The following is a 14,806-nucleotide window of genomic DNA, read 5'->3' as shown; positions in this document are numbered from 1 at the left end:
CTGCAAATTACAGGGTACGCGCCACTTCCGTCACTTCGAACACTTCCAGAACGTCGCCGACCTGGATTTCGTTGTTGTTCTTCAGCGACAGGCCGCACTCGAGGCCGGCACGCACTTCTTTCGCATCGTCCTTGAAGCGCTTGAGCGAGTCGATCTCGCCGGTCCAGATGACGATGTTGTTGCGCAGCAGGCGAACCGACGAGGTACGCTTGACCACGCCATCGGTAACCAAGCAGCCCGCGATCGCGCCGACCTTCGACACCAGGATGACCTGGCGAATCTCGACCTGGCCGGTGATGGTCTCGCGCTTCTCCGGCGCCAGCATGCCCGACAGTGCCGTCTTGATCTCGTCGATCGCATCGTAAATGATGCTGTAGTAACGGATGTCGACGCCGTTGGCTTCCGCCAGCTTGCGCGCCTGGCCGTCGGCACGGGCGTTGAAGCCGATGATGACTGCCTTCGAGGCCACTGCCAGGTTGACGTCGGATTCGGTGATACCGCCGACCGCCGCATGGACGACCTGCACGCGCACTTCCGAAGTCGACAGCTTCTGCAGCGAGCCGACCAGCGCTTCCTGCGAACCCTGCACGTCGGTCTTGATGATCAGCGGCAGGTTCTTCACCTCGCCCTCGGCCATCTGGTCGAACATGTTTTCCAGCTTCGCCGCTTGCTGCTTGGCCAGCTTCACGTCGCGGAACTTACCTTGACGGAACAGACCGATTTCACGCGCCTTGCGCTCGTCGGCCATGACCATGACTTCTTCGCCGGCAGCCGGCACTTCGGTCAGGCCCTGGATCTCGACCGGGATCGACGGACCGGCTTCGGCGATCGCCTTGCCGTTTTCGTCGAGCATGGCACGGACACGGCCGTAAGCCGAACCGGCCAGCACCACGTCGCCGCGGCGCAGGGTACCCGATTGCACCAGGATCGTCGCGACCGGGCCACGGCCCTTGTCCAGACGGGATTCGACCACCAGGCCACGGGCCGGCGAGCCGACCGGCGCCTTCAGTTCCAGCACTTCGGCCTGCAGCAGCACTTGCTCGAGCAGGTCGTCGATACCGGTACCGACTTTCGCCGACACCGGGACGAACGGCGAATCGCCACCGTATTCTTCCGGCACCACGCCTTCGGCGACCAGTTCCTGGGTCACGCGGTCGGTGTTGGCGCCCGGCTTGTCGATCTTGTTGATCGCCACGACCAGCGGCACACCGGCGGCTTTTGCGTGAGCAATCGCCTCTTTCGTTTGCGGCATCACGCCGTCGTCCGCCGCCACCACCAGGATGACGATGTCGGTGGCCTTGGCGCCACGGGCACGCATTGCCGTAAAGGCTTCGTGGCCCGGGGTATCCAGGAAGGTGATCATGCCGCGCGGGGTGTCCACGTGGTATGCACCGATGTGCTGGGTAATGCCGCCGGCTTCGCCAGCCGCCACTTTCGCACGGCGGATGTAGTCCAGCAGCGAGGTTTTACCGTGGTCGACGTGACCCATGACGGTCACGACCGGCGCACGCGGCGTCGCTTCGAACTCGGCATGCGTACCCTGGTCGGCCAGGATCGCTTCCGGATCGTCCTCGGCGGCAGCGAAGGCTTTGTGGCCCATCTCTTCCACCACGATCATCGCGGTTTCCTGGTCCAGCACCTGGTTGATGGTGCACATCTGGCCCAGCTTCATCAGCTGCTTGATGACTTCCGATGCCTTGACCGACATCTTGTGGGCGAGTTCGGCCACGGTGATCGTTTCAGGGACGTGGACGTCCTTGACGATCGCCTCGGTCGGCGCCTGGAAGTTGGTTTCGCGGTCGTCGCTGTGCGAACGGCGGCCACCGCTGCGGCCACCCGAACGCCAGCCGTCGCGGCCGCTCGGCGAACCGGTGTTGCCGCGGGTCTTGGCGCCGCCCGGGGCGCCGCGCTTCTTGTCGTCCGACCAGGTCGAGGACACGTTCGCCGACTTGATCGACTTCTTGTCGCCCGGCTTCTTGTCGCCCGGCTTGGCGGCGGTACCGTCGGCCGGCTTCTTGTCGGCAGGCTTGTGCAGCGTGCCGGCAGGTGCGGCCGGTTTCGCGGCCACCGGGGCCGGTGCCGGTTCCGGCGCCTTGATGACGCGGCGCGGCTGCGCCATCATCAGCTTGATCTGGGCCACTTCATCGGCCACGGCCTTGCGTGCACGCTCGGTGGCGGCAGCACGTTCGGCGGCAGCCTTGGCGGCTTCGTCGGCCTTTTTCTTGGCGTCGTCGGCGGCAGCCTGCTTGGCTTGCTCGCTGGCAGCCGAACTGGCGGCGGCAGCGGCAGCGGCTTCACGCTTGGCTTGCTCGGCGGCGTCGCGCTTGGCCTGCTCTTCTTCGGCCTTGGCTTGCTCGGCACGCTCGGACTCGAGCTTGGCCAGGCGTTCCTGCTTTTCACGCAGGTCCGCTTCCTGGCGCGCAACGAGTTCGGCGTGACGGCGTGCCTCTTCCTCGCGGCGTGCGATTTCGGCTTCGTCGATCACCGGTGCGGCCGGCGCGGCTGCGGCAGCTGGTGCCGGATCGTCGCGCTGTACGAAGGTGCGTTTCTTGCGCACTTCCACCTGGATCGTGCGCGATTTGCCCGACGCATCCGCCTGCTTGATCTCGCTGGTTTCCTTGCGGGTGACCGTGATTTTCTTTTTCTCGGTCGAATCGCCCGCGCCGTGGGTACGGCGCAGGTGGTTCAGCAGCTTGTCCTTATCATCTTTCGACAAGGGATCTGACGTCGAACTTTTCTCGACGCCGGCAGAACGCAGCTGCGTCAGCAGCAAGTCTGCAGGCATCTTCAGTTCGGTGGCAAATTGGGCTACGTTGTTACTCGCCATTCAGTCCTCTTTTCTATGTGTCGCGGAGATGATAAAGATTTGCAAATTATGCCTTGGCCGTTTCTGCAAGGCTCCAGGCTTTCGCCTGCAGCGCCTTGGCGCGGTCATCATATTTACTGTCGACCAGCTTCATCTCATCGTCGGTCACATCATTAAATTCACTCTTGATCAGTTCACGGGCGCGGTCCGACGACAGGGCCAGGATGGCGCCGAATTCGTCGTAGGCCAGGCCTGCAAATGCTTCGACCGTCTTGATCCCGGCCAGGCCGAGTTTGCCCGCGGTGCTGCGGTCCATGCCTTCGAGGTTCACCAGCGCCTCTTCCATGCCTTCCAAACCTTCTTCGGATGCAATGGCTTCGGTCACCAGCGCGTCACGGGCGCGGGTACGCAGTTCGTTGACGGTTTCCTCGTCGAAGGATTCGATTTCGAGCATTTCGGAAATCGGGACGTACGCGATTTCTTCAAGGCTCGAGAAGCCTTCCTCGACGAGGATGTCGGCCACTTCCTGGTCAACATCGAGCTTTTCCATGAACAGCGAACGAATCGCCGCCGTTTCCTGGGCCACCTTGTTGGCCGATTCCTCGGCCGTCATGATGTTGATCTTCCAGCCGGTCAGTTCCGACGCCAGGCGCACGTTCTGGCCCGAACGGCCGATCGCGATTGCCAGGTTTTCTTCGTCGACCACCACGTCCATGGCGTGCTTTTCTTCATCGACCATGATCGACGAAACATTCGCCGGGGCCAGTGCGCCGATGACGAACTGGGCCGGATCGTCCGACCACAGCACGATGTCGACGCGCTCGCCGCCCAGCTCGCCGGTCACGGCTTGCACGCGCGAACCGCGCATGCCGACGCAGGTGCCGATCGGGTCGATGCGCTTGTCGGCCGTGTAGACGGCGATCTTGGCGCGCACGCCGGCGTCACGGGCAGCCGATTTAATTTCCAGCAGGCCTTGTTCGATTTCCGGCACTTCCAGCTCGAACAACTTCATGATGAATTCCGGCGCGGTGCGCGACAGGATCACCTGCGGGCCGCGCATGTTGCGGTCGACGCGCAGGATGTAGGCACGGACGCGGTCGCCGATGCGCAGGTTTTCCTTCGGAATCATCTGGTCGCGCGGCAGGCGCGCTTCGATCTTGCCCGACTCGACGATCGCATCGCCGCGTTCCATGCGCTTGATGGTGCCGGTGACCAGCGAATCGCCGCGCTCGAGGAAGTCTTGCAGGATCTGCTCGCGCTCGGCATCGCGCACGCGCTGCAGGACCACCTGCTTGGTGTCTTGCGCGAAGCGGCGGCCGAACTCGACCGATTCCACCGGTTCTTCGATGTATTCGTCGACTTCGATGTCGGCGATCTGTTCTTTTGCTTCGAAATGCAGGATTTCCTGGTCCGGCAGTTGCAGGCCGGCTTCATCCGGCACCACGTGCCAGCGGCGGAAGGTTTCGAATTCGCCATTGTCGCGATCGATGCTCACGCGAATGTCGACCTCGCCTTCATAGCGTTTTTTGGTGGCCTGGGCCAGGGCGAACTCGAGCGCCCCGAAGACCACTTCCTTATCGACGTTTTTTTCGCGCGCAAGCGCATCAACCAGTAACAAAATTTCGCGACTCATGCTTTGCGACTCCTAAAATCCACCTGTGGCACCAGACGTGCCTTGTCCAATTCGGCCAGCGTAAATTCCAACAACGCCAGACCATCTTTACCTTCAAATTCCAGACCGATCTTGTCGCCTTCCGGCGCGACCAGGATGCCCGTATAGGTCTTCCGGTTCGCGGTGCCCGGCATGGCGACGCGCAGCTTCACCGTGCATTCGTGGCCGGCGAAGCGCTCGAAATCGGCCAGGGTGCGCACCGGGCGGTCCAGCCCGGGCGACGAAATTTCCAGACGCTCGTAATCGACGTTCTCGACGGTCAGTACGTGCGACAACTGGTGACTCACCGTTGCGCAATCCTCGACCGTGATCGGCCCCTTCTCGTCAGCGACGGCAGCGGGGAAATCGATAAACACGCGCAGGATCCCGCGCTCGCCCCGTTCGACATCAACGAGGTCGTAGCCGAGGCCACCGACTGTCTTGGCGATCAAATCAAACTGCTGCACGACACTTCTCCAGGGCGTTAAAACGTTTTACCAAAAAAAAAATGGGCATCTGCCCATCTTTTTGTATTCACTACCCAACCAGATGAAAGCACTTGCACCAAATTAATACTGGGAAGAACTCCGGATTAGGCTGCAAATTATAACGTATTCGAGGGCTTGCTGCAATCGACATACCATTATATGGACGACCAAACAACGGTTGCACACGAATAAAATCGTGGCTGGGTTCTCGAACCCACCGCTCGGGTGCCGGCGTCTTGCGGTTTGTAGGGTGGACACCTGTGTCCACGCGGTCTCACCGGTTGAACATCGATAACGACGATCCCGGGCACCCTACATGAGGACGATGCACCGATGTTCAAGAGGTGAGACCGCGTGGACTCGGGAGTCCACCCTACGAATTACAACTCGCCAAGCGCTCATCCGCTCAAGCGGTGGGTTCGAGAACCCACCCTACCGATCAGCCGCGGCGGCCGCGGCGCGGCAAACCGTGCTCGGAACCGCGCGGCCCCTGGCCGCCGCGACGACCGCCGCCGCCGCTGCCGGCAAAGCCGAACGTGGTCTGCAGCGGGTCCGGCTGGCGCGGGCGGCTGCTGCCGCCATTGCCGCCAGCATTACCACCCGGACGGCCCGAGCCGCCGAAGCCGCCGGCGTTGCCGCCACGGCCACCCTTGCCGCCCTGCGGACGTCCGCTCGGGACGGTCGACAGGCCGGCATTGCGCTGCGGCGCACCGGCACGCGTTACCGGCGGGCCGAACGGGTCGACGTTCTTGTTGGCGTCGGCGCGGTCGATGCGGTTGCCGTCGGAACGACGCGGATCGGCCGGCTGGCCACCCTTGCCGCCCTTGCCCTGCTGGCCGGCGGCGGCGCCCTTCTTCTCGATGCCGAAGGCCGACATGAAGTTGCGCACGTCGTTTTCTTCCAGCTCTTCCCAGCGGCCGCGCTTCAGGCCCGACGGCAGGGTCATGGCGCCGTAGCGGGTACGGATCAGGCGCGAGACGGTCAGGCCGACCGCCTCGAACATGCGGCGCACCTCGCGGTTACGGCCTTCGCCGATTACCACGCGGTACCACTTGTTGATGCCTTCGCCGCCGCCGTCGACGATCTTGGTGAAGGCAGCCTTGCCGTCGTCGAGCTCGACGCCGGCCAGCAGTTTCTGGCGCATGCCCTCTTCCAGCTCGCCCAGGGTACGCACGGCATACTCGCGGTCGATGTTGTAGCGCGGGTGCATCAGACGGTTCGCCAGGTCACCGGAGGTGGTGAACAGCAGCAGGCCCTCGGTGTTGAAGTCGAGGCGGCCGACGGCCAGCCACTTGCCGGTCTTCATGGTCGGCAGGCGGTCGAATACCGATGGACGGCCTTCCGGGTCGTCGTGGCTGACGATTTCGCCGGCCGGCTTGTGGTACACCAGCACGCGCGGCGGCTTGCTGTTGTTGACCTTGCGCTGGATGAGCTTGCCGTTGATGCGCACGGCATCCGTCGGCAGGATGCGCTGGCCGATGTGGGCCGGCTCGCCGTTCACCGACACGCGGCCGGCGACGATCAGGTCTTCCATGTCGCGGCGCGAACCGAGACCGGCTTCGGCCAGCACCTTGTGCAGCTTCGGCGCGTCGTCGTCGGCGGTCAGGTCGCGGCGCACCTTCGACTTCTGCTGGCCCTGGCCGCCGTCGTTGGCGTCGAAGGCATCCGAGGTGACGAAGGAGAACACGGCGTCGGCGTCGTTGCCGCCCTTGCCCGGCTTCTGCTTGCCGCCCTTGCCCTTGGCCTGCTGGGCGCCGCGTCCCTGCTGCGCGCCTGGCTGGCCAGCCTGCTGGCCCTGCTGGCCGCCCTGCTTCTGGGCATTCTTCCCGTTCTTTTGCTTGTTCTTGCCCTGGCGCGGCTCGCGGCGCGGCTCGGCGGCCGGCTGCTCGCCCGACGCTTCGGCGGCAAGCGCTTCCGGCGCGGCGGCGGCAGCCTGGAGTGCTTCGCGCTGGCCACGCTGTTCGCGTATCTGGCGCGGACCGCGCGGCTTGCGCTGGCCCTGTTCCTGGCGCGGTGCTTCCGCCGCGGCGGCCGGAGCGGCTTCGGCGGCAGCCACCGGCGCAGGCGCGCTGGCGGCTGGCTGGGCTGGCGCCTCCGCCTGCACGTCGGCTTTCGCTTCGGCCGGCTTGGCCTTCGTGGCGCGCGGCTTGCGGGCGGCCGGCGCTTTCGGCGCAGCTTCGGCAGCAGCCGGCGCTTCGGCCTCGGCGGCAGGCGCAGCGGCGGCCTTGGTGCGGCGCTTCGGCTTCTCGGCCGGCGCAGGCGCATCGCTCGCAGCCGGCGCGTCGCTCACGGCAGGCGCAGGAGCAGCAGCAGCAGCAGCGGCGGCGGCGGCCTTCGTGCGGCGCTTCGGTTTGGCCGCTTCGTCCTTGCCCGGCTCGGCGGGATTGGTCTCGGTGGTGTCAGTTGGATTCATCATTCGTGTCATTGTTTTGCTGACCTGGTACCGAGCCGGCGGCCGGTTGCGGGTCATGAATCGGCACTTCCACTGGGGAAGCCCCTTGTTCGTCTTCGGCCGCCGCTCCCGCGGTTGCCCTGTCAAAATTGTCGTTCAGCGCCGCTTCCAGCGCTTCCAGCGAACGCCCGTCGGACGCGTCGGCAATCGCTTCCAGCGGCGGCAGCCCGCCCAGCGACGCCAGGCCCAGGTCGTCAAGAAATTGCTTGGTCGTACCGAGCAAGGCTGGCCGCCCCACCACTTCGCGGTGGCCGACGACGTCGATCCAGCCGCGGTCTTCGAGCATCTTGATCGTCTGCGAGTTCACCGCGACGCCACGGATTTCCTCGATGTCGCCGCGCGTGACCGGCTGGCGGTAGGCGATGATCGCCAGCGTTTCCAGCGTTGCGCGCGAATACTTCGGCGGCTTTTCCGGAGAAATGCGGTCCAGGTAAGGCTTCATTTCCGGGCGGCTCTGGAAGCGCCAGCCCGAGGCCAGGCTGACGATCTCGATGCCGCGGTCCTGCCAGTCGTGGCGCAATTCCTCGAGCAGCAGCTTGATCGTGTCGGAACCGACGCCGATGCCGAGCTGCTTGCCGTTCGCGTCGACGTCGGCGAACAGCTTTTTCATGCCATGGATCGACATCGGCTCGCGCGCACACAGCAAGGCGGTTTCGAGGATCCGCTTGGCCTCGTCAGTCTTCATTCTCGATGTCGTCAGGCTTGTATGCTACAAATCAAATAAATACCGCCCAGCGCGTGCCGGCGGACGCCGCCGCGACTGCGCCGGCTAACGCATGCCGGTGGCCATCGCGAACGGAACGCGGTTCACAGTACTGCTCGTCGAAACTGGAATGCGTGGCCCGCGCTCGAACGCGGCGGGCTCGGTACGGTGGCGGGACAGGACCCGGCCACGGGTTGCACACTTGCCAGGCGGGCAACGGGTTGGTGATTTAGCGAAACGCCGCGTACGCCAGGGGCGTCAGCGGGGCGCGAACCCATCGTTTCTTCCAACTGCGGGCCATTGTAACCGATAAAACACGGGAAGGGCCATTTGCGCAAGGGTGCGCAGACCGCTTTCGGTTCATGCCGACAGTTTTTCCGCCAGAATCGCCGACACGCCGAGGAAAGCCGGATATTGCGCCGTGATCACGTAGGTCGGCACATCGGACAGGTAGGAAGAGAAGCGGCCCTTGCGCTCGAAGCGCGCACGGAAGCAGGATTGCGCGAAGCGCTCGCCCAGGCGCGGCACGATGCCGCCGCCGATGTACACGCCGCCCCGGGCGCCCAGTGTCAGCGCCAGGTTGCCGGCTGCGCAGCCGAGCATGCCGCAGAAGACTTCCAGCACCTCGGTTGCCAGCGGGCATTCGCCAGATAGGGCGCGGCGCGAGATTTCCGGCGCATCGATCGCCTCCGGCTGCTGGCCGCGATACGCGGCCAGTGCACGGTAGATCAGTTCCACGCCGGCGCCGGACAGGAAGCGCTCGGCCGAGACGTGCTCGAACTCGCTCCAGGCGAATTGCAGGACGGCGACCTCGAGTTCATTGGCCGGCGAGAAGCCGACGTGGCCGCCTTCGCCGGACAAGGCGGTCCAGCTATTGCCTGCCGGGATCAAGCCCGACACGCCCAGGCCGGTGCCGGCGCCGATCAGCCCCAGCGGCGCGTTCGGGTGCGCCGTGCCGCCGCCGACCTGCACCTTGTCGCCATCCTGCAAATGCGGCAGCGAACGCGCCAGCGCGTAGAAATCGTTCACCACCAGCAGGGTCGCGAAACCGAGTTCCCGGCGCATGCCTTCGATCGAGAAATGCCAGTGGTGGTTGGTCATGCGGATCTGGTCGCCATCGACCGGATTGGCGATCGCGATCGACGCGTGCTCCACCTCGCCCAGGGCGGCCACTTCGGATCCGGCCAGGTAGGTGCGGATCGCATCGGCCAGGGTGGCGTAGTCGCCGCCGGCCAGTACCTGCACCGCTTCGAACTGTCCAGGCGCCGTTTCGAGGGCAAAACGGGCATTGGTGCCACCGACATCGGCCAGCAGGCGTGGGGTGTCGAAACGGGTAGCGGCGGAAACGGAGGTCTCGGGGGAGGAAGCGGTCATTGCGGCACAGGATACGGGTGATGTCCCAAGCTTACTGGATTTCTTTGCGGGAGCACAAGTTTATTTTGTAGTTTAGGTACAAAGCAAACTATACACATCTGGCGAATGCATAAGCTTAGGCGTAGTACAGTTACGTAGGGTGGTCGGCTCCACCTGTACGTGTGCACCACGGCTGCGTATGCGCCGCCCACGCGTTCAGCTACAGGCTGCGAGGACGTGCCAGGAAGCGGAGGGGCAGTTCAGCCGCCAGCCCAATGATCGGACCATGAAGCGAAGGGGCAATTCAGTTTCGCCAAAACGGCGAAACGGCGAAACGGCGCCGTTTCAGGGCGCAAGCCAGCCAGCACGGATTGAACGCGTGGATGGCGCAGCCATCCACCCTACGTCGGAAACGGTGTCAACTCGGGCGGCGGCGCGGCATGGTGGGCATGCCAGGCATCCAGCCCGCCCAGCAAGGGCCGGGCGCGGTGGAAGCCGTTTTCCAGGAAGGCCTTGGCGACCTGGGCGGCGGTGACGTCGTTCGGGCAGCTGCAGTACACGACGATATGCCTGTCGCGGTCGAGCCCGGCCATCAGCTGGCCCGGCTCGCAATCCGCATACAGCAGCGCGCCGGGAATCGCATGTTCCAGCGCCTGCGCGGTCACGCTGCGCGCGTCGACGATCAAGGGATCATGCCCGCCGTCGATCAGCGCCTTCAGTTCCAGGATGCCGATGCGCGGCACGGCCATGCTGGCGCGGTGGCGCCGCCGCTCCACATACTTATAGGCGACGAACAGCGCCAGCAGCGTGGCCACTATCATCAGCGCCGTGCTGCCCATGGTTTCCAGGCTGTCGAGCACGCGGTCGACGCTGTCGTGGAAGACCATGCCGACCGCGATGCCGCTGCCGCCCCAGAGCAGCGCGCCGGTCGAGGCGAAGCCGAGGAAATGGCGGGTGCGGGTGCCGAGGGCGCCCGACATCGGCGCGGCGATCGCATTGAAACCGGGGATGAATTTCGAGACCAGCAGCGACTTCGGCCCATAGCGGCGGAAGCGGTCTTCGGTCTGGTTGACGCAGGAATCCGGCGACAGGGAAATACGGCACAGCAGGCGCAGCACGCGCTTGCCGTAGTAGCGGCCGGCGCGGAACCAGAAATAGTCGCAGATCAGGCAAGCCAGCAAGACCGCCAGCAGGCACAACTGCCAGCTGGCGCCCCCGTCCACCGCCATCGCCCCGGCCACGATCAGTACCGGAAAGGCGGGAATCGGCAGGCCGAACTGCTCCAGCAGCACGGTCGCGAAGACGAGCAGGACGCCGTATTGCTGGATCAGGAGAATAAGTTCGGACATCTCGCCATGGTAGCGGAAATCATCCTGCTCAGCTGGCAGCGCCCGGTTTCTGGCGACGCCGATACAACAGTCAGGCGCCGCGCGGAATCGCAGCCAGCAAACTCTTCGTATAGTCGTGCTGCGGATTGCGGTAGAGCTCGTCGGAATCGGCCATTTCCACCACGCTGCCATGGTGCATTACCATCACGCGGTCGGCGATGTAGCGCACCACCGACAAGTCGTGCGAAATGAAGATGTAGCTCATCTTGTACTCGTCCTGCAGGTCTTGCAGCAGGTTCAATACCTGGGCCTGGACCGAGACGTCGAGCGCGGACACGGATTCGTCGCAGACCAGGATCTCCGGCTTCATCGTCAGGCAGCGCGCGATGGCGATGCGCTGGCGCTGGCCGCCGGAAAACTCGTGCGGATAGCGGTAGTAGGCCGCAGCGGGCAACCCGACCCGCTCCAGCAGCGCCATCACGGTCCGGGTGCGTTCCCTGTCGTCCGCGCCAATGCCATGGATGCGCATGGGTTCCAGCAGGATCTGGCCGACCGTAAAGCGCGGATTCAGCGAGGCATATGGATTCTGGAAAATGATCTGGATGCGGCGTTTATACGCCCCGTACTCGCGGTCGGACATGCTGACCAGGTCCTTGCCGTCGAACAGGGCGCTGCCCCCGCTGGCGCGGTGCAGGCGCAGGAGCGTGAGGCCGACCGTGGTCTTGCCGGAACCGGATTCGCCGACCACGCCCAGGGTTTTCCCGCGCGGGAGGGTGAAGGAGACATCCTTCACGGCGCGAAATTCGCGCTTGCCGAACAAGCCTTCGCGCAGCCAGAAGCTTTTCTGCAGGTTCTTGACGACCAGCACGTTCTCATCGTCCGCCGCATAGCCGCGGGTGCGCTGGGGCAACAGGATCGGAGAGGCTTCTTTCCCGTCCATGAAGTCGTCGATGGTCGGCAGGCGCAGTGGACGTTCGTCCAGCTTCGGGCGGCAGTGCAGCAAGGCTTGCGTGTACAGGTCGCGCGGAGCGCCGAAGACTTGCGCCGCCCTGCCCTCCTCGCGCACCACGCCGTGGCGCATCACGATCACGCGGTCGGCAATCTCCGCTACCAGGCCAAGGTCGTGGGTGATGAACAGCACCGCCATGCGGTGCTTCTTTTGCAGCCTGGCGATCAGCTCCATGATCTGTTTCTGGATGGTCACGTCGAGCGCCGTGGTCGGCTCGTCGGCAATGAGCAGCTTGGGCTCGCAGGCAATGGCCATGGCGATCATGACGCGCTGCTGCTGGCCGCCGGACATCTGGCTCGGATAGGCATCGATCTTGCGCGCGGGGTCGGGGATGCCGACTTCTTCCAGCAATTCCAGCGTACGGGCACGCGCCGCTTTCGCATTCATGCCCAGGTGCAGGCGCAGGACCTCGCCGATCTGGAAGCCGACCGTGAACACCGGGTTCAGCGAGGACATCGGTTCCTGGAAAATCATGGCAATGTCCTTGCCGCACAAGCGACGCCGTTCGGCCGTCGGCAATTGCAGGATCTCGCGGCCGTCGAACTGCACGCTGGAGGCCGGGTCCACGACGGTGGTGTCCGGCGGCAGCAGTCCCATCACCGCCAGCGAGCTGACCGATTTGCCGCTGCCGGATTCGCCCACCAGCGCCACGGTGGCGTTCGCCGGCACGTCGAAGGAAATGCCCTTGATCGCCTCGACCGTGGTCTTCTTGTCGACGCGGAAGGCAATGCGCAGGTCGCGCACCCGCAGCAGCATGTTGTCGGTATCGGTCATGGCTGCCTCATTTCAACTTCGGGTCGAGCGCATCGCGCAGCGCGTCGGTGAACAGCGAAAACGCCGTCACCAGCAGCGCCATCGCCCCGGCCGCAGCGGCCAGCTGCCACCACTTGCCGAGGATCAGTTCATTCTGCGCTTCGTTCAGCATGCTGCCCCAGGACACAGTGCCGACCGGCACCCCGAAGCCCAGGAAAGACAGGATGACTTCGGCCTTGATGAAGCCGACCACCAGGATCGACACTTGCACCAGGGCCACGTGCGAGACGTTCGGGAAGATGTGCGAAAACATCTTGCGCCAGCTCGAGGCCCCGATGGCGTCGGCCGCCATCACGTATTCGCGCGCCTTGTGCTTGATGTACTCGGCGCGGATCAGGCGGTAAGGGCCGGTCCAGCCGGTCAGGCCGAGGATCAGCACGATGGTGGTCACGCCCTTTTGCTGGAGCACGGCGGCCACCGTCAGGATCATCAGGATCGAGGGGATCGAGGTGAAAATGCTGTAGAACCAGTTGAAGAAGTCGTCGACGAAGCCGCCATAAAAACCGGAGATGGCGCCGAACAGGGTGCCCAGGGCCACCGCGACAAAGGCGGCGACCAGGCCCACCACAATCGAGGTTTCGCCGCCCTTCACCGTTTTCTTGAGAATGTCGTGGCCCCATTTATCGGCGCCGAATGGCAGCGTTACGGCCTTGGCCACCGGCGGATGCGTGGCCTGCACTTCGCGCTTCAGGGCGGCGAGTTCTTCGGCCAGCGGGTCGAAGGCATTCGGCGGCGTGGGCCGCTGCGGCTGGGCCAGGGCGGCCAGGGCGGGATTGGCGCCGACAAATGTCGGTGGCGCGTAATTGACTGCGACCTCGTCTTCCCAGTCGGCTGCGATCAGGCCCGTGGCCGACAGCACCAGCATCAGCAGGAACAGCCCGACGACGGCCAGCGCCGCCATCGCGATGCGGTCGGCGCGCAGGCGGCGCCAGGCGAGCGCCCACAGGCCGGGCGAGACGGCGTGATCGTTCATGACACTCATTTCAGCTGCACGCGCGGATCGACGGCCTGGTACAGCAAGTCGGCCAGCAAATTGAACACCATGGTCGCGGCTGCCACGTAGACGGTGATCGCCTTGATGACCGGGAAATCGCTGCGTTCCACGGCCAGGATGACTTCGCGTCCGATCCCCGGAATGCCGAAGAAACGCTCCAGCAGGAAGGCGCCGATCAGCAGGGCCGGCAAATTGGCCATCACGTGGGTGATGATCGGGATCGCGGCATTCCTCAGCACATGGACCCAGACGATGCGGCGCTCCTTCAGGCCCTTGGCGCGCGCGGTGCGCACATAGTCCTGGCCTGCTTCGTCCAGCACGAAGCTGCGGTACAGGCGCAGGGTCGGCGCGATCGATACCGCCAGGCCAATGATGATGGGCAGCAGCGCGTAATGCAGCAGGTTTTCGCCCAGGCTGTTGCCCCAGCCCTGTACCGGGAACAGGCCCAGCTTGTAGGCAAAGAAGTACTGGAACACGATGATGTAGACCAGGATCGAGATCGACATGCCGACCGTGCAGGCGACCATCACGGCGCGGTCAGTCAGCGAGCCGCGCACGAAAGCGATGGCCAGCGCCAGCGCGATGCCGAAGACCGTTTCGAGGATGGTGAGCGGCACCAGCACGGTGAGCGAGGGCCCAAGGCGGCTGGCGATGATGTGCGCCACCGGCTCGCCGGTGCTCCAGGCGTTGCCGAAATCGAAGGTGAGGATTTGCTTGAGGAAGATGCCGAGCTGCACCCACACCGGCTGGTCGATGCCGAGCTGGGCGCGGATGTTGGCGATCGCTGCTTCATCGGCCATCTTGCCCGCAAGCAGATAGGCCGGATCGCCGCCCACCCAGTTGAACAGCACGAACACGAGCACGATCACGCCGGCCATGGTCGGCAGCATTTGCCAGAGGCGCCGCAGTAAGTAAGCTGCCATCGTTATTGAGTGTGCCCAGCCGTGGAAAAACGCTCACGATAGCGCAAATCAGTGCCGCCAGGCCATGAACTTATTTGGTACGGCGATAACCGTAGGGTGGACACCTGTGTCCACGCTGTCTCATCCGTTGATCATTTGCGGTGGGGCCAATGCTCCACCAAACGGACCCTAGCGGGATGTGTTTCGACACGCCAGCGTTCGACCGCGTGGGCACAGTGAAGTGACCCCAAAAAGTTAGACACAACTTTTTGGGGTGATATGACGAAGTACACAGAGCAGTTCAAAC

Annotated in this window: 10 protein-coding genes; all 10 read right to left on the bottom strand. The window is 64.4% G+C overall.

All coding sequences use genetic code 11. The features are described from left to right. Positions 1-7 precede the first annotated feature (7 nt). Entirely contained in the window at positions 8-2,827 is a 2,820-nt protein-coding gene (gene infB, locus QPK31_RS23695) for a translation initiation factor IF-2 (protein WP_290425354.1), read from the bottom strand. Between the two features lie 46 nt (positions 2,828-2,873). Beyond that, a complete protein-coding gene (nusA, locus tag QPK31_RS23690; RefSeq protein WP_290425353.1) occupies positions 2,874-4,439 on the bottom strand; it encodes a transcription termination factor NusA in 1,566 nt (521 codons plus the stop codon). Then, a complete protein-coding gene (gene rimP / locus QPK31_RS23685; protein WP_229437815.1) occupies positions 4,436-4,924 on the bottom strand; it encodes a ribosome maturation factor RimP in 489 nt (162 codons plus the stop codon). Before rimP ends, nusA begins: the two co-directional genes overlap by 4 nt. Before the next feature lie 460 nt (positions 4,925-5,384). Next, positions 5,385-7,358: a 23S rRNA pseudouridine(2605) synthase RluB gene (rluB, locus tag QPK31_RS23680; RefSeq protein WP_290425442.1), complete on the bottom strand. Its 1,974-nt coding sequence runs from the start codon at positions 7,356-7,358 to the stop codon at positions 5,385-5,387. Beyond that, entirely contained in the window at positions 7,345-8,082 is a 738-nt protein-coding gene (scpB, locus tag QPK31_RS23675) for an SMC-Scp complex subunit ScpB (protein ID WP_290425352.1), read from the bottom strand. The genes rluB and scpB overlap by 14 nt, the downstream gene beginning before the upstream one ends. 378 nt (positions 8,083-8,460) lie before the next feature. Then, the gene (locus QPK31_RS23670) at positions 8,461-9,474 is read right to left on the bottom strand and encodes a glucokinase (RefSeq protein ID WP_290425351.1); all 1,014 of its coding nucleotides are present in this window, start codon (positions 9,472-9,474) and stop codon (positions 8,461-8,463) included. 380 nt (positions 9,475-9,854) lie between these two features. After that, positions 9,855-10,802: a VTT domain-containing protein gene (locus tag QPK31_RS23665; protein ID WP_290425350.1), complete on the bottom strand. Its 948-nt coding sequence runs from the start codon at positions 10,800-10,802 to the stop codon at positions 9,855-9,857. A 70-nt stretch (positions 10,803-10,872) separates the two neighbouring features. Further along, complete coding sequence (locus tag QPK31_RS23660; RefSeq protein WP_290425349.1) at positions 10,873-12,564, bottom strand: ABC transporter ATP-binding protein; 1,692 nt, start codon at positions 12,562-12,564, stop codon at positions 10,873-10,875. A 7-nt stretch (positions 12,565-12,571) separates the two neighbouring features. After that, positions 12,572-13,576 carry an ABC transporter permease gene (locus QPK31_RS23655; RefSeq protein ID WP_374045836.1) on the bottom strand — a complete coding sequence of 335 codons (1,005 nt, stop codon included), beginning with the start codon at positions 13,574-13,576 and terminating at the stop codon, positions 12,572-12,574. A gap of 5 nt (positions 13,577-13,581) precedes the next feature. Further along, positions 13,582-14,520: an ABC transporter permease gene (locus QPK31_RS23650; protein ID WP_290425347.1), complete on the bottom strand. Its 939-nt coding sequence runs from the start codon at positions 14,518-14,520 to the stop codon at positions 13,582-13,584. Positions 14,521-14,806 lie beyond the last annotated feature (286 nt).

The sequence above is a fragment of the Massilia sp. YIM B02769 genome (assembly GCF_030411995.1).
Taxonomy (GTDB): Bacteria; Pseudomonadota; Gammaproteobacteria; order Burkholderiales; family Burkholderiaceae_D; genus Telluria.
Note: the sequence above shows the minus strand (reverse complement) of the source record. Positions and strands in the feature narration are given on the sequence as shown.